This window comes from Parasphingorhabdus sp., assembly GCF_048267785.1.
Lineage (GTDB): Bacteria > Pseudomonadota > Alphaproteobacteria > Sphingomonadales > Sphingomonadaceae > Parasphingorhabdus.
On record NZ_JBLWWU010000008.1, the window covers coordinates 110,310 to 134,243 of the forward strand.

The window sequence follows — 23,934 nt, forward strand, 5'->3', positions numbered from 1 at the left end:
TTATAGCCCCGCCTCGGACAGCATCGCGGATCCGCCTTTCTCGGCTGGATCGCTATGATGGCGCAGCATTGCAAACAGCTCGCGGCCGGTTCCCATAGCCGGGGGCGGGGGAGCGGCCTGTTCGCGGGCGTCCCATATTGCGGGATCGACCAGTGCGACCAGCTCGCCTTTTGCCGCGCAGACACGCACCATATCGCCGTCCCGCAGCTTGCCGAGCGGGCCGCCGTGGAAGGCTTCCGGAGAGATATGGATCGCGGACGGTATCTTGCCGCTGGCACCGGACATCCGGCCATCAGTCACGAAAGCGACCTTATAGCCCTTGTCCTGTAATACCCCCAGTGGAGCGGAGAGCTTGTGCAGTTCCGGCATGCCATTGGCAGCGGGCCCCTGGAAGCGCACCACGACAATGACATCGCGGTCCAGTTGCCCGGCTTTGAATGCCGTGACGACGTCATTCTGATCATGGAAGATTACCGCCGGCGCTTCTGTCGTCCAGCGGCTCGGATCGACGGCGCTAACTTTGATGGTCGCGCGTCCGAGATTGCCTTGCAGCAGCTTCATGCCACCATCGGCCTGAAACGGAGATTCAACGGGGCGCAGGATGGTTTCATCCGCCGATTGTTCGAGGGCATCATCAAAGCGCAGTTCGCCGTCTTCCAGCTTTGGTTGCCTGGCTCCCTCCGACAGCGAGCCTCCATATATGGTCATAATATCACCATGGGCGAGCCCGGCACTGATCAGCTCACGGATGACATAGGGCATGCCGCCGGCTGCGGCAAAATGGTTCACATCGCCCGACCCATTGGGATAGACGCTGGCGATCAATGGCACAGCGCTGGACAGTTGATCCATATCATCCCAGTCGATCCGGATGCCGGCAGAGCGGGCAATTGCGGGCAAGTGGATCACATGATTGGTTGATCCGCCGGTAGCGAGCAGGCCAACGATTGCGTTCACAATGGCTTTCTCATCGATACAGTGACCCAAGGGGCGGTAATCTTCGCCGGTCCAGCCATTGCGTATCAGTTGATGCGTTGCGGCCCGGGTCAGTTCCTGACGCAGCTTGGTGCCCGGATTGACGAAAGAGCTGCCGGGGATATGCAGACCCATCATTTCCATCATCATCTGGTTGCTGTTGGCGGTTCCGAAGAAAGTGCAGGTACCGGCCCCATGATAGCTGGCGCTCTCGGCTTCGAGCAATTCTTCCCGGCCAACTTTGCCTTGGGCAAATAACTCGCGTACGCGGACTTTTTCCTTGTTGGCGAGGCCAGAAGGCATGGGACCAGCGGGGATGAGTATGGTGGGCAAATGGCCGAAGCGAAGCGCACCGATCAGCAAGCCGGGTACGATCTTGTCGCAAATGCCGAGCAAGAGCGCGCCTTCAAACATGCCATGGGACAAGGCGATTGCCGTACTCATCGCTATTATGTCGCGGCTGAACAATGACAGTTCCATACTGTCTTGTCCCTGCGTTACGCCGTCGCACATGGCCGAAACGCCGCCAGCGACCTGAGCGGTTGCGCCTGCTTCGCGGGCAAAAATCTTGATCTGCTCCGGATAGCGCCCATAAGGCTGATGCGCGGAGAGCATGTCATTATAGGCGGTCACAATGCCGATATTCATCGCTTTGCCCGAACGAATAGTGCTTTTGTCATCGCCGCTAGAAGCAAAGCCATGGGCGAGATTGCCGCAGGACAGGGTTGGGCGGTGGACGCCTTGGTCTCGCTGTCGCTCGATCAGATCCAGATAGGCCTTCCGGCTTGATGTCGATCGCGCGATGATCCGCTCTGTGACTTGCTCAACGACAGGATGAAGGTTCATGATCGACTCCAGAATATGGTAATCGGGCAGCGCGCAGCGGCGAAAAGTCTCGTGACTGGCAGGTCATTTTCTCCCGCAATCGCCTCATTCAGTACCCGTTTTTTGTCGCATCCACGGACCACAAGTATGATTTCCCTGGCTTGTGCCAGCGCCGTTAGATTGAGCGACAGGCGTTCAAACGGCGCTTCGGGCGGCAGGGGTTCCGGGTAGGTGTGGATGACCGCTGCGTCATTTTGAACGGTCGGTTTCATATTCGGGAATAAAGAAGCAATATGGCCATCGGCACCCATGCCAAGCCAGACCAGATCAAAAACCGGCAAAGGCAAGCCCAGTTCCAGTTTCGCTATGTGAGCGGGCGTGGCATCAAATGCCGCTTCCAGGTTTCCCTGATTGCTTGCGGGATGATTGTGCGGAACGAGACGGTCATCCGTCAACATGAGGGACACCGTGCCCCAGGGTAAAGTGCGTCTCGAAAGCAGTTCGAAAATTGGCAGCGGCGTTTTGCCTCCGGGGACGGCGAGCCAATGATTTCCGGGCTGCTGGATGATCGCACTGATATGGTCGGCTACCGCATCTGGGCCGGCTTTTGCTGCCCAGCATATGGGGGCGGTGATATTCTGAGTCTCATTCATGCCAACTGACTCCGTCACGTTCCGTCAGAGCAATGGCTGCCGATGGCCCCCAGTTTCCGGCGCTATATGTCTTCGGCTTCATGTCATTGTCATCCCAGGTGTCGCGAATGGCATCGACCCAACGCCATTGCGCTTCTATTTCGTCACGGCGAACGAACAATGTTGGATCGCCGTCGATCAGGTCCAGTAGCAAGCGTTCGTAGGCAATGCGTTTTCGCGTCTTGGCAAAGGCCTGAGTCAGGGACAGGTCTAGCGGTACTTCGCGCAAGATTACCCCGTCCCGGTCGAGGCCGGGTTCCTTGGTCATGACCTGCAACCGAACATATTCTTCCGGTTGTAGCCGGATAACCAAACGGTTGGCATTGAGCTTGCCGCCGCGCTCGGCAAAGATATTATGCGGTACCGATTTGAACTGGATCACAATTTCGCTGCGCCGTTCCGAGAGGCGTTTGCCGGTGCGGAGATAGAAGGGGACGCCCTGCCATCGCCAATTTTCGATATGTGCCTTGATCGCGACGAAGGTTTCCGTGTCGGAACTGTTGCCAAGGTCGTCTTCATAGCTGCGGACCGCTTCCCCTTTTACCGCGCCCTCGCCATATTTCCCGCGTACCATCTCCTCCATTTTGACCGGACGCAGGCTGCGCAATAGCTTGACCTTCTCATCGCGAATGGATGTCGCATCGAGACTGGCGGGCGGTTCCATGGCGGTGAGCGCCAGCAGTTGCAGCATATGGTTTTGCACCATATCCCGAAGCGCCCCGGTGTCGTTGTAAAAGTCGTGCCGCCCCTCGAGACCGACAGTTTCGGAGATCGTAATCTCGACATGATCAATACCATTAGAATTCCACAAGGGCTCGAACATCATATTGGCGAAGCGCAGTGCCATCAGGTTCTGGACCGTTTCCTTGCCGAGATAATGATCGATGCGGAACGTTTGTTCTTCGGTGAAGGCTGCGGCCACCGCATCGTTGATGAGACCCGATGTTTCGAGATCATTGCCGAGCGGCTTTTCCAGGCCAATCCGGACATTTTCGCCTGTCAGCCCGGCGGACTTGAGTCCGGCGATCGTCGTTTCGAACAGTGAGGGCGCGGTTGATAGAAATATCGCCAGCCCGCCCGATATATCGCCAAGCTTGCCGGAAAGGGCTGAAAAGCCATTGTTTTGAGTTGCATCCAGCGCCTGGTAGGACAGCCGCTCCAGAAACGATCGCAACTGTCCGTTGCCCTTGCGGTCTTCGGGCAGATATTCGGACAGGGCCTTTGCGGCCAGTTCTCGAAACTGCTCGTCCGACATCTCGCTGCGCGCGCTTCCTACGATCCGGAGGTCTGGTGCGATGAGGCCATCCTCGTGCAGGGCAAAGAGCGAGGGCAGCAGCATGCGCTTGGCCAAATCTCCGGTTGCTCCGAACAGCAGCAAGCAGGATGATATGCCCCTATTTTCTGACATTTTGGTCACAATGATTTCCTGTCTGGCAAATGACACCTCTACTAGCCCGGGGGGCAGCCGACAACGGCCCGCCATACAAATGCCAGAAATCTATCTCCGGGCAGCATAGAGACCATAGCATGCGATGATGGCATAGCAGCTGATTGGCACGATCAGCGACGCGGCGAGCCCTGCACCATCGGCGACCATGCCGGTCAGTAGCGGAACGAACGCGCCGCCGACGATGGCAGTGCAGAGCAGCCCCGATGCTTGCGGCGCTTCGTCATCCAGACCTTCTGTTGCAAGGCTGAAAATCGTCGGGAACATGATCGAGTTGGCGAGGCCGACCGCGACCAGCGAATAGGCGGCCAGTTCCCCGGTCGAGATTGCCGAGACAATATTGAGCAAAATCGCCGTTGCGGCAAAAAGTGCGAGCAGCAGGCCAGGCCGGATCAGGCGCAGCAGAAAGCCGCCCATCAGGCGTCCGATCAGGGCGCCGAGCCAATAATAGGACAGCATGATACCGGCGGAACGCGGATCCAGCGCCAGCGTTCTGTCGTCTCCGAGATAGTTGACCATGATGCTGGCAATCGCCACTTCCGCGCCAACATAGAGAAAGATGCAAACCACCCCGAAGCGCAATCGTGCATTGTCGCGAAGCAGCGCGAAGCTCCCCGTCATCTTCACTTCTTCGACTTTCTGGCGTTCGATGAAATTGCGGGCAAACCAGAATAGCACGGCAATCAGGGCAAGGACGATGGCCAGGCCGATATAGCTGTGGCCGATGACCGTTGTCTCCGCGACACGATAGGCTTTCAGAGCCTCTCCGCTGAGCGTGGACCCATCGGTTTTCGAGGTTTCACCAAGAATGATCTCGGCTCCGAAACGCACCATCAGAAAGACCCCAACCGAATTGAAAAATTGCGCGAAGGTCAGGCGGCTATGCGCGGTTTCCGGGCTGCCGAGCGACAGGATCAGCGGATTGACCGCGACTTGCAGCAGGGTGATGCCGCCGCCAAGCATGAACAGGGCCGCGAGAAAGGATCCGAACAGACCCGAATAGGCGGCCGGCAGGAACAGCAGGCAGGAAACAGCCATGATTCCGAAGCCGAGGACAATGCCGCGAAAATAGCCGAGCTTTTTCATCACGATGCCGGCAGGGATCGAGAAAATGGCATAGCTGGTGAAAAAAGCGAACTGCACCAGCATCGCCTGCGCGTAGTTGAGCGAAAACAGACCCTTCAGCTTCGGAATCAAGACATCGTTGAGATTGGTTATCCCGCCAAACAGGAAAAATATCGCGACCACCAATATTAGAACGCCGCGCGTTTCCAGCTTCGAACCCTCTGCCTGCGCCACCCCGGTCGCTCCTGTTGCCTCTATTGTCATATTCTCTCTCCTGCCTGTCTCTTGTTCTTATCGGTTATATTTATTCGCAGCCCAATATCCTGTCGGCCACCGTCCCCACCGCAACCCGTGACAGGCTGAATTTGACAGTTCCGCTGGTGGACATTTGAAAAGGCGCGTCCAGTTTGCTGACATCGGCACCCGCATTGGCGAAACATTTGAGCGACAGGCCTATGGTTTGCCATTCACCGACTGCCAGTGCGTCAAGACCATCCGGCGTGATTGTCCCGCCGCAGCCAGGACCGCATTGCATCGAGAATATGATCGGCGCGCTGGCCTTTTCATCATAGCGCATGGTTACCAGTAACAGTACGTCACCGTTGGTTTCGCGGCTGATGTCGATCGGTGCATGAGTCACCAGCTCAATGCGGGCAGGGCCGCTGCCATCGGTGATAAATTGCCGGGCCCCTTCCTGTGTCAGGTGATCGACCGCCCGGACCAGAACCCGGCCTTCCACCGCTTCGACCGGTGTTGTGGTTATGCGGGTCCGGTCCGATTCGCCGTCCGATACGATCAGCGACCAAGACGCGGTGGGCAGGCCCTTGTCGAAAAACAGCCCGGCGCTGGTTTCGTCTTCTGCGACGTCGGAAATTTCCGGCAAAATCGGCACATCAGAAACCGCGTCGGTGGTCAGCCCATAGCCCAGGTCGAACAGGCGGGGACCGAGGGCGTTGGCGGTCATTGGCCAGCTGAAGCTCAACTTGCCCTCGAATTCATGGGCAAGCTTTCCATCCTTGTCGCGGAACAGCATGTCCGCCACGCCAGCACCTTCGGAGCCGGGTAGCCAGGCGGTAACAAACGCATCGGACGCGTTGATTTCCGGGTTTGTCCACAAGGGACGGCCGGTAAGGAACACAGCAACGACCGGAATGCCTTGCGCTTTCAACTTGCGCATCGTTGCCAGATGGCCCTTCAGTTCGGGCTTCAGTTGCAATGTTTTCAAATCCCCCTGGAATTCGGCATAAGGTGTCTCGCCGAAGATCACGATCGCGGCATCCGGTTTTTGGTCATAATTGCCGTCGGGCGCATGAAGCGCGGTGCCGCCGGCAGCGGTGACCGCATCCCGGATGCCCTGCCAGATCGAGGTGGCGCCGGGGAATTTGTCGTTGGAGATACCAGTTCCTTGCCAGGTCAGCGTCCAGCCCCCCGAAGCGCGACCGATATCATCGGCACCATCACCGGCGACAAGAATATGGCTCTTCGGGCTGAGCGGCAGAATCTGACCCTGATTCTTGATGAGAACCAGCGATTTGCGCACCGCTTCCCGGGCCAGCGCGCGGTGATCCGCGCTGCCGAGAAGATCATAGCGGCCGGAATAAGGGCGACTCGAAGGGCGTCCGGCTTCAAACAGTCCGGCCCGGATCTTGACCCGCAATATATTGGCGACCGCATCGTCCAGCCGGGCCATTGGCACGGTGCCGTCCTTCGCCTGTTTCACCAGGCTGTGATAGAGCGGTTTCCAGGTGTCCGGAGCCATATACATGTCGAGGCCGGCGTTGATCGCCTGCGGGCAGCTCGCATTGGTGCATCCCTGTATCTGGCCATGGGCATTCCAGTCGCTGACAATGAAGCCGCCAAAGCGCATGCGCTGTTTGAGGACATCGGTCAGCAGTCCTTTGTGGCCGGTTATCTTTTTACCGTTCCAGCTCGAGAAGCTGGCCATGATCGTCTGCACGCCGGCGTTGATCGCTGGAACATAAGGCGTACCATGGACGTCGCGCAATTCCGTTTCGCTGATTCGTGCATCGCCTTGGTCGCGGCCTTCAAACGTGCCGCCGTCAGCGAGAAAATGTTTGGTGCTGGCCAGAACGTGCGGACCGTCCAATATGGGTTTGTCGCTTGGTGCCCCCTGCAGGCCCCTGATGAACCGGCCAACATAGCTGGAAACCAGCGCGGGGTCCTGGGAATAGCCTTCATAGGCGCGGCCCCAGCGGCCATCTTGCGGCACGGTGATGGTTGGCGCAAAGGTCCATTCCATTCCGGTCGAACGCAATTCGAGAGCCGTGGCCTGGGCGATTCGCTCCAGCAATTCGGGATCGCGCATCGCGCCCAGGCCGACATTGTGGGGGAAGAGAGTCGCGCCGACAATATTGCTGTGGCCGTGCACCGCATCGGTACCCCATATGATCGGGATGGCGGTGCGTCCGCCACTGGTGTCGACCGACGCATCATAAAAGGCATCTGCCAGCGCGAGCCATTTTTCCGGTGGCGCAAATTCGTCGCCGCCCGGAGCCGAATTGCCGCCATTCAGTATCGAGCCAAGATGATAACGCTTTGCCTCTTCTGGTGTGACGCTGGCGATATCAGCCTGAATGACCTGACCGACCTTTTCCTCGAGTGTCATGCGGGCGAGAAGCGATTCGATGCGCGATTCGACCGCCGCATTCTCGGCATAGGGCCAATCGGCCTGCGGCCAGATCTCGGGATGGACGGTCGCGGTGCCAATATCCGGCGCTGTTGAAGTGTTTTCGACGGACAGGGGCGTGGTTGCGCAGGCCGGGATCAACGTCAGTGCTAGCAACGAGCCAGCGATTTTATGGTACGCATTCAATGTCAATTCCATATCCTCCCGCAAGATTTGAGCTACTTTCGTGTAGTCTTCCAACCGGCCAATACATATTTTTGACAACGTTATCAATCAAATTTGACAACCTTGTCATTTTTACGTTGACAGCGTTATCAATTTCTTGCAGATCAGTATGCGAGATGGGCTTGTCTGAGTCCATTGGCGCAACTGGGGCGTGCATTTAGCCCTTTTTCACATTTGCGAGTCGCAACGGCTGCAGATGATTAAAAATGAATGATTTCGCGGACAAGCGTTACATTCGGGAGGATGTTAGAATGATCGGTAACAGAAATATAACTCGACGTAGTCTGATGGCTGCTGCTTCCTTTTACGCAATGGGAAGCACCGGCATTGCCACGGCTCAGGACGCGCCTGCTCCGGCACCGGAAGCGGAAGCTGCCGAAACGGATGACAATATCATTATCGTCAGCGGTTTTCGTGCTTCTCTGGAAAATGCTCTGGTCGCAAAACGCGACTCAAATCTGATTATTGAATCGGTTACGGCAGAAGATATCGGTAAATTCCCGGACCAGAATATTGCCGAATCCCTGCAACGTCTTCCCGGTATCCAGATCGATCGTGAAAATGGACAGGGAACAAAAGTCCGTATCCGCGGACTCGAGCAGAATGTGACGCTTCTGAACGGCGATCTGTTTGTAAGCGGTCTGGAAAACTTCAAGGTCGGTGAAGGCAATTTCGTCCGTCAGGATTCGCTGGAAGGTGTCCCTTCCGAACTGATCGGCGGCGTTGAAGTCTATAAATCGCCCAATGCATCACTGCTCGAAGGCGGCCTTGGCGGAATCGTCAATCTCAAGACTCGTAGCGCGCTCGATATGAAGGATGGTCTGACCCTCGCGGGCAATGCGCGTCTGAACAAAGGATCAGAAATCAGTGGCTGGAAACCAACGGGTGCAGTGGTTGCTGGTTATAATTTCAATGACACATTGGGGATCATCGCTTCCTTCAGCTATGATCAGACCAATGATCATCACAATGTTCTTGGTGGTGAAAACCGTGGCAACTGGGCATTTGCGGACGGTCGTCGCGATCAAGCGACTACGCCCACCAACTATTATGCGCCAGAATATCGTTACATTCAGGATCGTGATCAGTATCGCAAGCGGTGGGGCGCATCGCTGGGGATCAATTACACACCGACAGATCAGCTCGAGCTGAGTGCCAACTATATCCATTCCGAACTGAAGATCGATACGCGCGAAGCCTCTCTCAAATTCCCATTTGGTCAGGGCGAGTTGCTGCAACTCCGCCCGGGGGCAACTATCGACAGCGATGGAATTCTGCAAAGCGGTACGGTGCAGGCCAATTCCTCTGAAGCCATCTCATTTGTCGACATCAGTAATATCATATCTGACAATCTTCAGTTTGGTATCAAGTTCGATAATGGCACCAACTTTCGAGCCAATATTGCGGCAAATTATTCAACTGCAAATCTCACCCGCGAAGTTGCCAACGCCGATGTTCGCCAAACTGCATATACCGTCAGACAAGATGGTGCGGGTGGCGCGCTGGTGAATGGCGTTGCGGGCAATCCTGCTGCTCCGGCGACTTGGGACTTTACCTATCAAAACGGTAAATTTCCGACATTTGGTTTTGGTCCAGGAACGCCAACCGATCTATTTACCAATCCGGCCTATGGCTTGTTCAAGTCGCATTGGGCGTTCGGCGACCGATCGGAAGTCGATGGGCATTCCATCAAGGCGGATTTTGCTTATGACGTAGATGATGGTGATGCCGATGCAATCACATTAAGCGCCGGTTTCCGCTATGGCCAGCGTCAGGTGCGCTTCGCATCGGGTCGTTATCTGGCAGACTATTCCGGTAAGGGTGAGCTGGACGCAACGGCGATTCCGGATGCAGAACGGGTTGACGGTTTCTCTTACAACTGGACACCATATGGCTATTTCCAGGATCCGGCTATTGGTTACAAGATTTGCGATCTGCCGGAAGTCAATAAACCGGCGGCATTTGCAGGCTGTAGCCGTTTTGGGAATTCCCCGGTTATCATAGCACCGATACAATCCTTTCTTTCCAACCCCGAGCGTCTGGAAACGATCGAAAATTTTGCCGGCGGCAAAAATATACCCGGCGGGTCGCTGACCGTTCAAGATCGGTCCCAAATGACCGATGCCCTCGCGTGGATTCAGGCTCTCTACCCCGATACGCCGTTCAGCTTCTTTGAGGATCCGCTACAGGCCTATCTGGTGAAGGAAGAAACCAAATCCGCCTATGTAATGGCTGATATGGGCAGTCCCGATGATCCCTATCACATCAATGTCGGGCTTCGGATCATCAACACCAAATTGCGCGTCGACCAGAATCAGCCGTCCAACGCCGATCCCAGCTATTGGGGTACGGATAGCTGGAACGGTGTGTTGCGTGATTTCCAGACAGATACCACGACCAAGAGTACTACGGATTTCTTGCCCAGCATCAACGCGGTGGTTGACGTGGCCGATGACCAGAAGCTCCGTTTCTCCGCGGCGCGGGTTGTTGCCCGGCAAAAGCTGGACGATCTGGGGCGTGGCTTTTCGACCCAGTTTACTCGGGATAGTACGGTCGGTTCACCGACAGAGAATCTGTTTCTGTTTACCAACGGGTCGCGTGGCAACGCCGGACTGGAACCGTTCAGGGCCTATCAGTTCGACCTGGCTTACGAACTATATCTGGGGCGTCAGGGGCTGATCTCGGTCGGTGCATTCTGGAAAGAAGTCGACTCGTTTATCGTGACCGAAACCGTCCCGGTATTCGTCAATGATCAGGGCGGTGGACGTCTGGGGCCCGTTAACCAGCCAGCCAATGGCACCGGCGGACGAGTCCGTGGCTTTGAACTTGCGGGGCAATATGCCTTCGATTTCGGACTGGGTTTTACCGGCAACTATACTTTCAGTGACACCAAGACGGATGGTTCGAATGACTTTGATACCAATCTGCCGCTTGAAGGTGTTTCGAAACATTCGTTCAACGGTCAGGTCTATTTTGAGAAAGACGGATTTGCTGCGCGGGCGTCCTATTCGTGGCGCTCCAAACAACTCTTGGGTAATTTCGGATTTGGCGATGGTGGGGTTACCCGGACGCTGGGCATCTATGGCCGGCCTTACGGTCAGTTCGATGGTCAGCTATCCTACGACATCAACGAGAATTTCGGGGTTTTTGTCGAAGGGATTAATCTGACCAAGGCTAATCAGTCCGCTTATTTGCAGTTCCCGGAATTACCGTTCCGCTATGAATCGGGCTCTCGCAGGATTTATGTCGGCGGCAAGTTCAAATTCTAGCTCCCATGATGCGAGCCTGTATTTCATACGAATACGGGCTCGCTTTTTTTTGCTAATTTGTTAGCCGGCCCGACAACTGCTAAGTCACGGTGTGGCGGTCAGGAGAGCGGACCACGATTATGAGTGAAACGCGTCAGATCAGAAAAATCGTTATTGTCGGAGGCGGCACCGCCGGTTGGTCGGCTGCCTGTTTGCTGGGTCGCATTTTTGCCCGCGACGACGCCGAAATCACGCTGATCGAATCCTCGTCCATACCAACCATAGGGGTAGGCGAGGCAACGATCCCGCCGATCTTTGAATTTCTCAAACTGCTTGAAATCAATCCCGTCGATTTTGTAAAGGAAACGCAGGCCACCTTCAAACTGGCGATCGAGTTTCGGGATTGGTTGCAGGTCGGTCACAGCTATTGGCATCCGTTCGGCAATTTTGGCGTCACCATCGATCGCCGACCCTTTCACCATTATTGGTGGAAGAATGAGGCTGAGGGGCATGAAGGCCGGGTCGCGGACTTCTGCCCCTCCATCGCTTTGGCCGAGCAGGACAAATTTCTCTTCCCGCCAGCTGATGGCCAGTTTCCGGGCGGTGCTCTTTCTTATGCATTGCATTTTGATGCCGGTTTGGTGGCCAAATATCTGCGCCGGGTTTCCGAACAACTCGGGGTGATCCGCCTTGATTGTAAAGTCGAACGGGCAACGGTCGATGATCGTGGGCATATCGACCAGCTATTCTGCGATGATGGCTCGACCGTGTCGGCCGATCTTTACATTGACTGTTCGGGTTTCCGCGGGTTGCTGATCGAACAGAGTTTGCACGCCGGTTATGAAGACTGGACCAGCTGGCTGCCCTGTGATCGCGCCGTTGCCGTGCAGAGTGAGGCGGTGGTACCGCGAACGCCTTATACGATGTCGACCGCAAGGGAAGCTGGCTGGCAGTGGCGTATCCCGCTGCAGAACCGGGTTGGCAATGGCTATGTTTACTCCAGTGCTTTCATCAGCGACGCCGATGCCGAGAAACGGCTAGTTGGTTCGCTGGATGGAAAACCTCTTGCGGATCCGCGGGTGATCGGTTTTACCGCCGGTCATAGAAAGAAATTCTGGGACGGAAATTGCGTTTCGATCGGTTTGTCTGCCGGATTTCTCGAGCCGCTGGAATCAACCAGCATCCATCTGGTCGTGACTGGCCTCAACCGGTTGCTCGACTATTTCCCTGATCGCAATTTTGATCCCCCGCTGCAAGTCGCCTATAATCGCGAGACCCTGATTGAATATGAGCATATTCGCGATTTTCTCATGCTCCATTATTACCCCAATCAGCGCCTTGGCGAACCATTCTGGGATCATGTCCGGGAAACACCGCTGCCGCACAGCCTCGCCGAAAAGATCGAAATGTTTGAAAATAACGGCCGGATCATATCGCGCCGGCGCGAGCTGTTTCACGATTTGAGCTGGTTTTTCGTCGCACGCGGCATGGGGCTGAAGCCGAAGAGCTATGATCCATTGGTGGATATTCCCGATTTCATGGATGTTCGGGAAGTAATGGGGCAGGTGAGTGCTGCGGTCGGTCAGTTCGCTGCCGCTGCTCCACCGCATGATCAGTTTCTCGAAGCGTTGATCGCATCGGGCAACCATCCCCGTCCGGCTTTTCATCCACCGTCAATATCCGGTTTCGGGCGTTAGCCGGTCTGACCGTTGCCATGTCGCTCGCTGGTCGGCCGATAGAGGAAAACAGCGATCCAGCAAATGATCGCCGCCAGGATCATCCCCGGCAAAACCGCTCCCCCCTTTGCTGTGGCATCTGCGCCGCCGGTCAAGGCCAGACTTAATGCGATAATCTGTGGTGCCAATGCCTGCCCCAATTTTCGGGCGACATTGGACAACGCATAAACGTGGGCTGCGCAGCCGGTTCCACCGGGTAGCGTTTCGAGGTCGCGGATGGCAATCGGTACCATCGACCAGAACATGATTGACATGCCGCAAGTCGCCGCAATCGCAATGGCCAGAATGATTGTCGCGATTGTCAGGCCGTGGGAATAGAATATCGCCAGCATGACCAGCGCGATTATGTGCAGCAATACCGTCCAAATCAAAGTTGCGACCAGACCGATTCGGGTTGATAGCGCGACCCATAATGGCGCAGTTATCAGCAGTGCTGCAGACGGAAGAAGCGCGGCCCAATATCCCCATTCGGAATTGCCAAGATCGCGGTCAAACAAAAACAGAATCGACTTGGCCGTCACGGTCGTGCTCAATCCTGCGGCGACAATCGTCAGCAGTAAGCGGCGCAGGGCATCATTCTGTCCGATCAATCTGAAATAGTGAGAAATCTCCTGGGGAAGGGATAAGAGCGGCGTGGGCGGCGCAGCGACACGCTCCTTCACGCCAAGCCATGTGATGAAGAAACAGGGCTGCGCCAGCACACCCAGAACCAGGGCACCGACCAGAAACGGAGCGTCGCTTCCGGATGCCAAAGCATAAATGGTGGCGGCAGTCAGTCCGCCAAGTGCTGCGCCTTGCATTCTGAGGCCGGTCAGTTTCAGTTGTTCCGACGGATCATCTGTAATTCGCGCGGTCAAAACGGCATAAGGAATATTCCCGCAACCGTAGGCAAATCGCAACCCGACATGGGTGGCGGCGGCATATAGCGCCAGACTATGTCCTTCAAGCTCGGGTGAGCGGAAGGCCAGCCATAATGCAACGGCAATCAGCGGGCCACTGAGCAGGACCCACAGCTTCATCGGATAACGGATTGCCATGCGGTCGGCGAGAGCACCAATGATCGGATCGAAAAGCCAGTCAACGACTGCACCGATCAGAAAAATGCTGGCGGCAATGCCGAGTGGCAGATGCAGAACCTGAATATAGAAGAACAACAGGTACAGTTCTATCGACTGCCAGATCAGATTAAAGCCGACGTCGCCTGCAGCATAGCTCAGACGTTCGCGGCGCTGGATCACGAGTGACTGGCAGGCGGCGCGGTTGATTGCCGGACAATCAATTCGCAAGCATGCGTTTCAAGCATATTAAACGGTTTGTTCTCGAGCTTCGCGATCAGGGCATCTGTCGCGTCGCGCGCCATGTCATAAACGGGTTGGTGGATGGTGGTGATGCGAGGCCATACAATTTGGGCGATCGCACTATCATCAAATCCGGCGATCGAGACATCATCGGGCACACTGAGGTCAAGGTCACGGGCGGCCATGATCGCTGCGGCAGCCATGTCATCATTCTGCGCGAAAATTGCAGTCGGGCGATCCGACCGGTCAAGCAGCTTATGCGCTGCTGCCAGGCCGGATTCATAGGTATAGTAGCCTTGTTCCTCCATATCGGGCGAATGGGATACGCCAGCGGTTTTCAAGGCATCCAGAAATCCATCCAGTCGGGCGCCACTAGACGGGTGGGTCGGGTCGCCCTTGATAACGCCAATACGCCGATGCCCGAGTTCGAGCAGATAAGCGGTCATTTTTCGCGACGCTTCGACGTCGTCGGTTGTTCTGCTGGGACCAATATCCAGCGATTCGGTCGGAGCAACGCGGGAAAACGGAAAATTGTGACGCGTCAGCTCGCTCAGCACCTGAGGGTGATCGGACGCTGGCGGTGTCAGGATGACCCCGTCGAGCGCCGCAGCTCGCAAGATGCTCATGATCTTGCCTGCGACTTTCGCAATGGACTCAACCGGTAACACGAGCAGGCGATATTTTTCTCCATGCAAGCGATCGAGTGCCCCGCGCTGTAACTCCACAACATAGTTTGGGCTGGGATTCTCGTAAATCAGACCTAGCAGAAAGGAGCGCCGGCCGACGAGGCCGCGCGCCATTATATTGGGATGATAGTCAAGTTCCTCTGCGGCTTTCAGGACCTTGTCCCGGAGAACTTTCCGAACATGTGGCTCGTCATTAAAAACTCTCGAAACGGTCTTGATCGAGACATCTGCAGCCGTTGCAACATCAACAATCGTAGCCCGCTTTTTCGAATCTGACATTATCCGGTTATACTCGTTTTCATTATGAGATTTTATTCCGTCATGCGGCGCTCACAGTCTATATGTTTCTAGGTTCATTGCCGCTGATTTGCAACAAAATCAGCCATATTTTACTTGCCGGCCCAGACGGGGTTATTGGCTGGAATCAAAAGAAAAGTTGCTCAAAACCGGGACGAGGATCAAGAGTGAAAAATGATACGGAGAATCGTCTTTCCTTGATCTCGCATGATCGGTCTGCCGCAGTGGGCATGAGCTCCATTTCTCAAGTGGATGATGGCTCAAGTTTGAACGCTTGCCAAAATTGTGGTTAGTGGATCATCTACTTATGATAGTTATCAAGAAATAAGATAGAAGACGTGTCTTAGAGTATAAGAGCAGAACTACTGGCGAGAAATTTTGTTGTCCTCGGGATGAAATTAAAGATCATCATGTTCCGCTAATCATAAGTCAGCGGATGCGTGATCAAATTCACGCATGTTTATTTGTCATATATTGTTTAAAAATAAATCCAACAGCGTGGAGCTATTGAAAAAAATGGTGACCCCTACGGGATTCGAACCCGTATTTCAGCCGTGAAAGGGCCGCGTCCTAACCCTTAGACGAAGGGGCCATACCAATTGCTGGTCAGCGAGCCACGGCCATTAGGGGGGTGCTCGGCTTTGGTCAACCCTCTTTCCGTCGGTTTTTCCGGCCTATTGTTTGGCGGGGCGGGAAAGACATGCGACTTACCGGTTTGCGGGTCGCCGACAGTTGAGCAGTGATTACTATAATGACGCAGTCCAGACACGCTTTTTGCGTCCCTCAATCGGCCCATGCGGCATCCTCCAGATGGATTTCCGCCGAGGGGCGGCTGCCCCAGTCATCGATCTTGGCGCGGCCGGCTATCCACAATTTGCGCCCGCGGGGAGCGTGGAGCAGCGCCTGTCCGAGATCGCTTTCAGCAGCGCGAAAGGCTATCGTCTTGATCGATGCGCCGTCATCGCCGGCGACGATCATCCGGACATGGTCGGTTCCGACAATATCGCATTTGATGATTCGCACCGGCCCGGTGGCGATGCGGGGCGCGGGCCAGCCCATGCCATAGGGGCCTGCGCCATCCATCGCCTCGACCATCGTCGGATTGACGCCCTTGGGTGACAGCACCGCATCAAGTAGCAAGGCCTTGCCATCCTGCGCCTTGCCAACGCTCTCAGCGAGACGGTCGTTGAGAAATTCGGAAAAAGCATCCACCTTGTCCACCGCGATGGTGACGCCTGCAGCCATGGCATGACCACCGCCGGCAATCAGCAGTCCGCTGTCCCTGGCCGCAATGATGGCGGCCCCCAGATCGACTCCGGACACCGAGCGGCCCGAGCCTTTGCCGATGCCGTCTTCGTCCAGTGCGATGATGATCGCTGGCCTGTCCAGCTTCTCCTTGATCCGTCCGGCAACAATCCCGATCACCCCCGGGTGCCATCCTTTGGCGGAGAGCACCGCTACTGCCTGATTCTGCTGGGCAGAACACATGGCTTCGGCTTCTTCCAGCACATGAGATTCTATCGCTCGGCGTTCCTGGTTGAGATGGTCGAGTTCGGCGGCAATGGCCTGCGCTTCTTCCGAATCCTCCGTAATCAGCAGTCGCACGCCGAGATCGGATTTTCCGACCCGTCCGCCAGCATTGATTCGCGGCCCGAGCGCAAATCCTAGGTCTGAGCAGATTGGGGCGCGCTTGAGCCGGCTGGCGTCGATCAGCGCCGAGAGGCCGATATTCTGACGGCCTGCGAGCACCTTGATACCCTGCGCGACAAAGGCCCGATTGAGGCCGCGCAGCTGGGCGACATCGGCGACCGTGCCAAGGGCGACAATATCGAGCAGTTCGAGCAGTTTCGGCTCGGCCCGGTCCTTGAAAAACCCCTGGTTGCGCAGCGTTCGCACCAGAGCCGCGCCGAGCAGGAATGCCATGCCGACGGCGGCGAGATGGCCATGTTCAGCGCCGGCATCGCTCTCGTCGAGCCGGTTGGGATTGACCAGCGCGATTGCCCTGGGCAGTTCCACCGCGCACTTGTGATGGTCAACGACGATGACCTCGACGCCAGCCTTGTGCGCCATGTCGAGTGCTTCAAAGGCCATCGCGCCACAATCAACCGTGACCACCAGATTGCTGCCCTGTTCACCCAGCTTGACCAGAGCCTCCCCAGATGGGCCATAGCCCTCCATCAAGCGGTCAGGAATATAATAGCCCGCTTCCAGGCCGAGATCCCTCAGCAGGCGGATCAGCAATGCGGCGCTGGTTGCACCATCGACATCATAGTCGCCGAATATCGTGACTTTTTCCTGGTTCTTGATCGCAAGAGCGAGCCGATCCGCTGCCGTATCCATATCCCGAAAGACCGAGGGGTCGGGCATGAAACCACGGATCGTCGGTTGGCGGTTGACCGCGAGCGTTTCCCGGCTCGCGCCGCGTGCGAGCAGTAGCTGGGTGACCAGATCATCGGGCTGGAAACCCGGATCGCGCGCGTCCGCGCTGGTGCTGCGCCAGCGCCAGCTCTGGCCAGACAGGGATTTTTCTACGTTCAAGACTGCATTCATGGTGGGTGCTATGCGTCAAAGCCGGGGCGCTGACAATCGGTCTGTTCCTTGTTAGGGGGGCGCGATGAAAAAATTACTGATCGTCTATTACAGCTATACCGGCGGCACTCAGCAGATGGTCGAGGCTGCGGCCAGCGCCGCGCGGTGCGAGGAGGGTACGGACGTGCACGTCATCCGTGCCGAAGATTGTCAGCCGGAAGACATGCTGTCCGCCGACGGCTATATTTTTGCGACACCGGAAAATCTCGCGGCGATTGCCGGCGTGATGAAAGCTTTTTTCGACCGTTGCTATTATCCCGTGCTCGGAAAGATCGAGGGGCTGCCTTATGCCGCAATGATTTGCGCGGGATCGGATGGCGGAAATGCGAAGAAACAGGTGGAGCGGATCGCAACCGGTTGGCGGCTCAAGAAAGTGATCGACACACTGATTGTCTGCACCGACGCGCAGACTCAAGACGAAATATTGGCGCAAAAGACGATCGGGCCAACCGATCTCGCAAAATGCTCGGAGATCGGGGCCACACTATCGGCTGGGCTGGCCATGGGTATCTTCTAGATTAGTGCGCTCACGCGTTTCTGCAGGACCGGAATAACCTCTGCCTCGAACCAGGGGTTTGCCTTGAACCAGCGGATATTGCGCGGGCTGGGATGGGGCAGGGGCAAGATTTCCGGCCAGAATTCCTGCCAGCGTTTCACGGTTTCGGTGAGGGTTCGGGATTTCCTATCGCCAAGATGCCAGTCGAGAGCATATTGGCCGAGCACCAGCGTCAGTTTCAGCTCGGGCATCTGATTCAGCAACGGCTGACGCCAGGCCGGAGCACATTCCGGTCGAGGCGGCAGATCACCACCTTTGCCCGTGCCGGGATAGCAGAGGCCCATCGGAATGATTGCGAACAGACCGGGATCGTAAAATTGATTCTCGGTGACGCCCAGCCAATCGCGCAGTCTTTTGCCGCTCAGATCATCAAACGGTCGGCCTTTTTCATGGGTTTTGGCGCCGGGAGCCTGACTGGAAATAAGAATCCTGGCACGCGAAGAGGCTTGCACCAAAGGTTTGGGACCGAGCGGCAAATCAGAACAAATCGTGCAGGCCCGGGCTTTGACGAGCAGGTCGGAAAGCGCCTCGCTATCACGCACTATCATTCTTTCCGACGACAAATTGCCAAATGGTCGGGCTTTGCACCTTTTGGCGGCGGAGCCAGAGTGAATACATGCGCAAGGTGCGTTGCCTGACGGCCTGCCGGACTTCGCTCGCCGTTCACCACCGCCGCAAAATCGTTACAAACCGGTGCACTGAGCAGATAGTTGCTATGGCCTGACGTTCCGCGACTGATTGCAGTGCTATCGATGATGGTCAGAGCCGTCTTATTGATTGCCTCCGCATATTTTGGATGTTTGGCATAGCATCGCTCGGGAAGATTTTTCGCTTTCAGGTCTGCGGCTTCAAAGGGATCAAAACATCTCGGATAGCCCAGACGAGGATAGCCGTGATAATTGTCTGACAGTGACAAAGCCCGATCATGCAGGGATGCATAGACTGTAATTCTGCGATCGTTCCGGACTCGCCGGTCCGACAATATCTCTTCGGCAATGTCGCGTTCGAAATCCTGCGTGTCGACATCGGGCGACACGAGAATGATGTTTGAAATGACACTGGAATCGCCATTGGGGACATTGCGGTCGACATATTCCACCGATGGCAAGACGAGCCGCGCGCCGAGCGAATGGGAAATGAGGACGATTTCCTTCGTCGTTTCCAGCTGTGCCAGCTGCATCAGGAATTTGCGAAAATTGCGTTCGTCCCAATACATATTGGTTTCATCGACCGGATATTTCAGCAGGGCGCCCTGCGAAGGCCAGCTATACTGAATGGCCGGCCCGGTGAAGTTGGTTAGCCGTGTAATTTGCGCCGTATCGCGCGAACTTGAGAAAAAGGTTTCCCGATAGCCGTGGACATAGAGCAGCACCCGTCCGTTTGCAGCTTTCATCCTGTCTGCCAGATTCGCCCACCATAGTTGCGAATGGGAGAAGGCCAGAGGAACGGCGCGACGGCCTTCACCTGATTTCTGCTCGCCGTCTCGCGGCGTCGCAAAATGGCCATAGCGCACCTTGTCGCCGCGATGATGGAGCAGACTGATGTCGTCGGTCAGGCAATCCGGCAGTCGGCTTGTGACAAAGAAAAAAGGCTTGTCGGACCAGTCGACCGGCGTTGTAGCCGCAGGATTGCATCGTTCCGGCGCAACATAGGCTGCATGCGGAAGCTTCCCATATTCAACCGGGGTGACGCAACCCGTGATCAGCCACGGTAAAGCGAAAATCGTCCATCTGGCCTTCGACGCAACACGCTGCAGCAGTTGAATGCCTGCGATTCCCATATCAGTTTTTGCGATGTTCGCTCTTTACCCAGCGCACTGTGCCGGACGAAGCACGCATGACGACGCTTTCAGTGGTCATCTTGCCGCCGCGCAATTTCTTGACGCCTTCCAGCAACGATCCGTGTGTAACGCCCGTAGCGGCAAAGATTACGTCGCCCTTTGCCAGTTCCTTCAGGTCATAAACCTTGTCGAGATCCTCAATGCCCCATTTATAGGCGCGCTGACGTTCATCATCGTTGCGGAACAACAGGCGTCCCTTGAACTGTCCGCCGACACAGCGCAGCGCAGCCGCTGCGAGCACACCTTCCGGTGCACCACCGCTGCCCATATACATATCCACGGTCGTGTCTTCATCGGAGGTGGCGATCACGCCGGCAACATCACCGTCGGGAATCAACATGATTCCGCAGCCGATACCGCGCAATTCAGCAATAATCTTGTCATGCCGCGGACGATCGAGAACACAGACGATTATCTCTGCCGGCGGGACACCTTTCTCCTTGGCGACCGCTTCGACATTTTCGGTCACCGATTTATTGAGATCGATGATATCTGGTGAATAGCCAGGTCCGACCGCCAATTTTTCCATATAGACATCGGGTGCGTTCAGCAGATTGCCCTTTTCGGCAATTGCCAGTACGGCTAGCGCATTGGCGCCCGCCTTGGCGGTAATGGTCGTACCTTCCAGCGGATCGAGCGCGATATCAATCGCCGGAGCCTCACCTTCGCAGCCGCAACCGACTTTCTCGCCGATAAAAAGCATCGGGGCCTCGTCGCGTTCGCCTTCGCCGATCACCACGGTGCCGCATATTTCCAATTCGTTCAACGCAGCGCGCATTGCTTCCACGGCGGCTGCATCCGCCGCTTTTTCATCGCCGCGACCGATCAGATTGGCCGCTGAAATGGCTGCCGCTTCGGTGACTCGCACCATTTCCATAACCAGTACGCGGTCTAATATGTGGCTTGCTTCTGGCATATTGTGGAGTAGTCCTTCTGTAGGGGGTAATTTTGAACTCTCGATAGGGGAGCGATATTACAATGTCGAGACCGGTTTTCCTGATCCTTTTGCTGATCCCGTCCAGCGCGATGGGACAGGCGGTATCGCCAGACGATCGAACGCGACAATTGATTGAGCATGCCCGGCAACTGGCGGCCGTTGATGCTGATGGCTGCCTTCTTCACCGGGCCAGTGATGAGATTGTGGTCTGTGGTACCCCGGAAATTGATCGACAGCAGCGACTGCCGTTTCCGGACCTGGCCGGACCAAATTCAAATGGCGGGCCGCAGCGTGGAGAAATTCCGGCGGCGAATTCGTCGCGCGTGGCGTCCGGAAGCTGCGGAGTTTCGCTACAGGACAGCAATTGCTTCACCGAAAGGCTCCAATCAGTTGTGGGTAACGGCAAAAGCGGTCGGATTTTGGAGGGCTTACAAAAGATCGTCGGGGTTGAAAGTCCCGATGTCCCGACCAACGATTATCAAGAACAATTTCGTGACGGTGTTCTAACCGGAGATTGATCAGTCCTGATCGCTGAGCAAATGCATCACCACTGGGGCGGCTTTCAAACTGGTTGAGCTGGACAGGGCGGCGAGACCCAATGAGACGTTCCGTTCCCGACTGTCATGGGTCACCATGGAAATCAGCACAGATCCTTCGGTGGCTTTTTCGGTCTGGATCAGGCTCTCGATGGATACATCGGCATCGCGCATGGCGGCGGTAATTTCAGCCAGAACGCCAGGTTTGTCAGCGACGACGAACCGAATGTAGCTTTTGCCTATCCGGTTGCCGCTTTCGGCGCGCTGACAGGGTTCCATCTTGCTGGCGGGGGCGGCAAATACCGTGCCGGCATCCCCGCGGGCGATGTCGATCAGGTCTGCAACAACAGCAGAGGCCGTCGGTCCTTCGCCCGCGCCCGCGCCCTGAAACATCAGCCGACCCGAAAAATTGCCTTCGGCAACGACGGCATTGGTCGATCCATCGATATGGGCCAGGGGATGACTTTCGGGCACCAGATATGGATTGACCCGCTGGAACAATTTCCCGTCGTCAAGCCGAGCCATGCCCAGCAGGCGGATGCGATAGCCCAATGCCTTTGCCTGGCTGATATCAGCTGCCATGATATTGCGAATACCATCGATCTCGACTCCTTCAAAATCGAGCGCCTTACCAAAGGACAGCGCCGCCAGAATGGCAAGTTTGTGGGCTGCGTCCACACCATCGATATCAAAGCTGGGATCTGCTTCTGCATAGCCGATCTCTTGCGCTTCCTTCAAAACATCATCGAAAGCGTGTCCGTATTTTTCCATTTCCGTGAGAATATAGTTACACGTGCCATTAAGAATGCCGTAAACGCGCTCGATCCGATTGGCGGAAGCGCCATCGCGCAGCCCCTTGATCACCGGTATGCCGCCGGCAACCGCTGCTTCATATCTCAGCGAAAGATTTCCGGTTTCGGCTGCCTTGGCTAGCTCCATCCCGTGATGGGCGATCATTGCCTTGTTGGCGGTGACAAAAGATTTGCCCGCAGCCAGACTTTTGCGTGCGAGATCCAGAGCAATGCCATCAGCGCCGCCAATCATTTCGACTACGCAGTCAATATTGTCCTGCGCCGCGAGTTGTTCGGGCTGGCCGAACCAGGGATATGCAGTCAGATCGATGCCGCGATCGCGGTCACGGTCGCGGGCGGAAATGGCGGTTACGACAATCGGGCGGCCGGCCCTTTGCGCAATCATGGCACCATTTTCTTCGATGAGCCGGATGACTCCGGTTCCGACGGTGCCCAGTCCAGCGAGCGCTATGCGAAGCGGAGCAATCATGATCATTGGCCTCTTTTCGTTTCAGGTGAGATTGTTGGCGCCTTATTAGCGCCGCCTTTGACGAATGCCAGTACTAGTTCTGTTGCCCTATGGCTGGCGTGATCGCGGACAGTTGCCGAGATCACGGAGAACCATTTGATAATCGCTGCGAGCCTGTTGAGCATTGCCCATGTTGTCGGTGGCGAGCGCATCGGCCGGTAATTGACGGGGCAGGAAACACGCCAGGCGATACCACAGCAGACTGTTTCTGACCGGCGCACGCGCCGATTCGTCGACAATCTCGCCCAGGGACACTGCCCAGAATCGCTGTTGGCCCGCGCGTTTCAATATTGTGATTGAAACAGGGGATCCCGTTTCTGTTTCCATGAAAATCTGGGTTTCACCTTCGCCGATAATTGTGCCTGGCACATGAAAAGCGCTTGCGATGCGGGATATGGCGGGCGGTGCGTCCCTGGCGACCAGTTCATGCACCAGCGAACGGACCCGTTGTTCGCGCGCCGGGGTCCAGGCAATTTGGGCATCCTGGGCGACAAGTTGCACATTGTCTCCACCGCCGGATGATCGACGGGCGAATATGATGAATGGTTTCTTCTTTATTTTGGGGGCACGGCCGCGAGCATCAAGCGGCAAATCGATTATATAGCGAATCGTTTCGCCGACTCCTCCCTGACCACGAATCAACGCCTGAGTTGACGCAATAATATAAAATCTTTGCGTTCCCGGCGGTGCATTTGGAGCCCGTTCCGGGGCAACTTTAATCGCTTCTTTAACCGTCGCATAAACAATTATCGGGGCGTCCACGCTGAGGTCGGCGAGGTCGGCATATTGCAGCGGATCAGCCTGTTCCGGGACTTGCGAAAAAGCCGGAACCAACGCAAATTGGCTAAAAATTAATGTAAAGGCGAGTATCATAAAAGGGCGCATGATTTTCTCTGTAACAGGATTTCAGGAGGCTGAATTTACCCCCTGTTCTAGGTCTTTATCAGCTTAATCGGTGCTGAACCAACAAAGCGATTGCCTGCTTGGAACTACCGCGTTAAAACAAATTTAAGAC

The 23,934-nt window shown here is 56.0% G+C and carries 17 protein-coding genes and 1 tRNA gene; 4 read left to right on the plus strand and 14 right to left on the minus strand.

Annotated features, from left to right (window positions below; translation table 11 throughout):
• The 5 genes from edd to ACN0VD_RS08585 all read right to left on the minus strand — a co-directional run bounded on the left by edd (nt 1) and on the right by ACN0VD_RS08585 (nt 7,849).
• Nucleotides 1-1,821, minus strand: coding sequence for a phosphogluconate dehydratase (gene edd / locus ACN0VD_RS08565; protein ID WP_417593521.1), 1,821 nt, complete (start codon nt 1,819-1,821; stop codon nt 1-3).
• The gene (locus tag ACN0VD_RS08570) at nt 1,818-2,453 is read right to left on the minus strand and encodes a 6-phosphogluconolactonase (RefSeq protein WP_417593522.1); all 636 of its coding nucleotides are present in this window, start codon (nt 2,451-2,453) and stop codon (nt 1,818-1,820) included. The genes edd and ACN0VD_RS08570 overlap by 4 nt, the downstream gene beginning before the upstream one ends.
• A complete protein-coding gene (gene zwf / locus ACN0VD_RS08575; protein WP_417593571.1) occupies nt 2,446-3,900 on the minus strand; it encodes a glucose-6-phosphate dehydrogenase in 1,455 nt (484 codons plus the stop codon). Before zwf ends, ACN0VD_RS08570 begins: the two co-directional genes overlap by 8 nt.
• Nucleotides 3,901-3,990: 90 nt before the next feature.
• Nucleotides 3,991-5,268: a sugar MFS transporter gene (locus tag ACN0VD_RS08580; RefSeq protein WP_417593523.1), complete on the minus strand. Its 1,278-nt coding sequence runs from the start codon at nt 5,266-5,268 to the stop codon at nt 3,991-3,993.
• A gap of 40 nt (nt 5,269-5,308) precedes the next feature.
• Entirely contained in the window at nt 5,309-7,849 is a 2,541-nt protein-coding gene (locus ACN0VD_RS08585) for a glycoside hydrolase family 3 protein (protein WP_417593524.1), read from the minus strand.
• 278 nt (nt 7,850-8,127) lie between these two features.
• Here ACN0VD_RS08585 and ACN0VD_RS08590 point away from each other — a divergent pair, with 278 nt between their 5' ends.
• The gene (locus ACN0VD_RS08590) at nt 8,128-11,145 is read left to right on the plus strand and encodes a TonB-dependent receptor (protein ID WP_417593525.1); all 3,018 of its coding nucleotides are present in this window, start codon (nt 8,128-8,130) and stop codon (nt 11,143-11,145) included.
• Between the two features lie 119 nt (nt 11,146-11,264).
• Entirely contained in the window at nt 11,265-12,821 is a 1,557-nt protein-coding gene (locus tag ACN0VD_RS08595; RefSeq protein WP_417593526.1) for a tryptophan halogenase family protein, read from the plus strand.
• On the opposite strand, the gene ACN0VD_RS08600 is transcribed toward ACN0VD_RS08595, so the two are convergent.
• From ACN0VD_RS08600 to recJ, 4 genes are all read right to left on the minus strand, one after another.
• Entirely contained in the window at nt 12,818-14,146 is a 1,329-nt protein-coding gene (locus tag ACN0VD_RS08600; protein ID WP_417593527.1) for an MFS transporter, read from the minus strand. The two genes, ACN0VD_RS08595 and ACN0VD_RS08600, sit on opposite strands and share 4 nt — an antisense overlap.
• Nucleotides 14,095-15,123 carry a LacI family DNA-binding transcriptional regulator gene (locus ACN0VD_RS08605; RefSeq protein ID WP_417593528.1) on the minus strand — a complete coding sequence of 343 codons (1,029 nt, stop codon included), beginning with the start codon at nt 15,121-15,123 and terminating at the stop codon, nt 14,095-14,097. The genes ACN0VD_RS08600 and ACN0VD_RS08605 overlap by 52 nt, the downstream gene beginning before the upstream one ends.
• Nucleotides 15,124-15,658: 535 nt before the next feature.
• A tRNA-Glu gene (locus ACN0VD_RS08610) sits at nt 15,659-15,733 on the minus strand.
• 191 nt (nt 15,734-15,924) lie between these two features.
• Nucleotides 15,925-17,691, minus strand: a complete 1,767-nt coding sequence (gene recJ, locus ACN0VD_RS08615) for a single-stranded-DNA-specific exonuclease RecJ (protein ID WP_417593529.1) — start codon at nt 17,689-17,691, stop codon at nt 15,925-15,927.
• 64 nt (nt 17,692-17,755) lie between these two features.
• Between recJ and ACN0VD_RS08620 the strand changes: the two genes are divergently transcribed.
• Nucleotides 17,756-18,247 (plus strand): flavodoxin family protein, encoded by a 492-nt coding sequence (locus ACN0VD_RS08620; protein WP_417593530.1) that lies wholly within the window; start codon nt 17,756-17,758, stop codon nt 18,245-18,247.
• On the opposite strand, the gene ACN0VD_RS08625 is transcribed toward ACN0VD_RS08620, so the two are convergent.
• The 3 genes from ACN0VD_RS08625 to glpX are packed head-to-tail and all read right to left on the minus strand — an operon-like array spanning nt 18,244 to nt 21,042.
• Complete coding sequence (locus ACN0VD_RS08625; protein ID WP_417593531.1) at nt 18,244-18,828, minus strand: uracil-DNA glycosylase family protein; 585 nt, start codon at nt 18,826-18,828, stop codon at nt 18,244-18,246. The two genes, ACN0VD_RS08620 and ACN0VD_RS08625, sit on opposite strands and share 4 nt — an antisense overlap.
• Nucleotides 18,829-18,830: 2 nt before the next feature.
• A complete protein-coding gene (locus ACN0VD_RS08630; RefSeq protein WP_417593532.1) occupies nt 18,831-20,066 on the minus strand; it encodes an alpha/beta hydrolase in 1,236 nt (411 codons plus the stop codon).
• 1 nt (nt 20,067) lies between these two features.
• Nucleotides 20,068-21,042, minus strand: a complete 975-nt coding sequence (gene glpX / locus ACN0VD_RS08635) for a class II fructose-bisphosphatase (protein ID WP_417593533.1) — start codon at nt 21,040-21,042, stop codon at nt 20,068-20,070.
• A gap of 62 nt (nt 21,043-21,104) precedes the next feature.
• On the opposite strand from glpX, the gene ACN0VD_RS08640 reads away from it, so the two are divergent.
• Nucleotides 21,105-21,581, plus strand: a complete 477-nt coding sequence (locus ACN0VD_RS08640; RefSeq protein WP_417593534.1) for a hypothetical protein — start codon at nt 21,105-21,107, stop codon at nt 21,579-21,581.
• Here ACN0VD_RS08640 and ACN0VD_RS08645 read toward each other — a convergent pair whose 3' ends face one another.
• Both ACN0VD_RS08645 and ACN0VD_RS08650 read right to left on the minus strand, forming a co-directional pair.
• On the minus strand, nt 21,582-22,880 hold the full coding sequence (locus tag ACN0VD_RS08645) for a homoserine dehydrogenase (protein WP_417593572.1): 1,299 nt from the start codon (nt 22,878-22,880) through the stop codon (nt 21,582-21,584).
• A gap of 87 nt (nt 22,881-22,967) precedes the next feature.
• Nucleotides 22,968-23,804, minus strand: coding sequence for a hypothetical protein (locus tag ACN0VD_RS08650; protein ID WP_417593535.1), 837 nt, complete (start codon nt 23,802-23,804; stop codon nt 22,968-22,970).
• Between the last annotated feature and the right edge of the window lie 130 nt (nt 23,805-23,934).

Bases quoted from the DNA above. Each gene is read 5' to 3' on its own strand.
- edd (WP_417593521.1), bottom strand. From the start codon at position 1,821: ATGAACCTTCATCCTGTCGTTGAGCAAGTCACAGAGCGGATCATCGCG.
- ACN0VD_RS08570 (WP_417593522.1), bottom strand. From the start codon at position 2,453: ATGAATGAGACTCAGAATATCACCGCCCCCATATGCTGGGCAGCAAAA.
- zwf (WP_417593571.1), bottom strand. From the start codon at position 3,900: ATGTCAGAAAATAGGGGCATATCATCCTGCTTGCTGCTGTTCGGAGCA.
- ACN0VD_RS08580 (WP_417593523.1), bottom strand. From the start codon at position 5,268: ATGACAATAGAGGCAACAGGAGCGACCGGGGTGGCGCAGGCAGAGGGT.
- ACN0VD_RS08585 (WP_417593524.1), bottom strand. From the start codon at position 7,849: ATGGAATTGACATTGAATGCGTACCATAAAATCGCTGGCTCGTTGCTA.
- ACN0VD_RS08590 (WP_417593525.1), top strand. From the start codon at position 8,128: ATGATCGGTAACAGAAATATAACTCGACGTAGTCTGATGGCTGCTGCT.
- ACN0VD_RS08595 (WP_417593526.1), top strand. From the start codon at position 11,265: ATGAGTGAAACGCGTCAGATCAGAAAAATCGTTATTGTCGGAGGCGGC.
- ACN0VD_RS08605 (WP_417593528.1), bottom strand. From the start codon at position 15,123: ATGTCAGATTCGAAAAAGCGGGCTACGATTGTTGATGTTGCAACGGCT.
- recJ (WP_417593529.1), bottom strand. From the start codon at position 17,691: ATGAATGCAGTCTTGAACGTAGAAAAATCCCTGTCTGGCCAGAGCTGG.
- ACN0VD_RS08620 (WP_417593530.1), top strand. From the start codon at position 17,756: ATGAAAAAATTACTGATCGTCTATTACAGCTATACCGGCGGCACTCAG.
- ACN0VD_RS08630 (WP_417593532.1), bottom strand. From the start codon at position 20,066: ATGGGAATCGCAGGCATTCAACTGCTGCAGCGTGTTGCGTCGAAGGCC.
- glpX (WP_417593533.1), bottom strand. From the start codon at position 21,042: ATGCCAGAAGCAAGCCACATATTAGACCGCGTACTGGTTATGGAAATG.
- ACN0VD_RS08640 (WP_417593534.1), top strand. From the start codon at position 21,105: ATGTCGAGACCGGTTTTCCTGATCCTTTTGCTGATCCCGTCCAGCGCG.
- ACN0VD_RS08645 (WP_417593572.1), bottom strand. From the start codon at position 22,880: ATGATTGCTCCGCTTCGCATAGCGCTCGCTGGACTGGGCACCGTCGGA.
- ACN0VD_RS08650 (WP_417593535.1), bottom strand. From the start codon at position 23,804: ATGCGCCCTTTTATGATACTCGCCTTTACATTAATTTTTAGCCAATTT.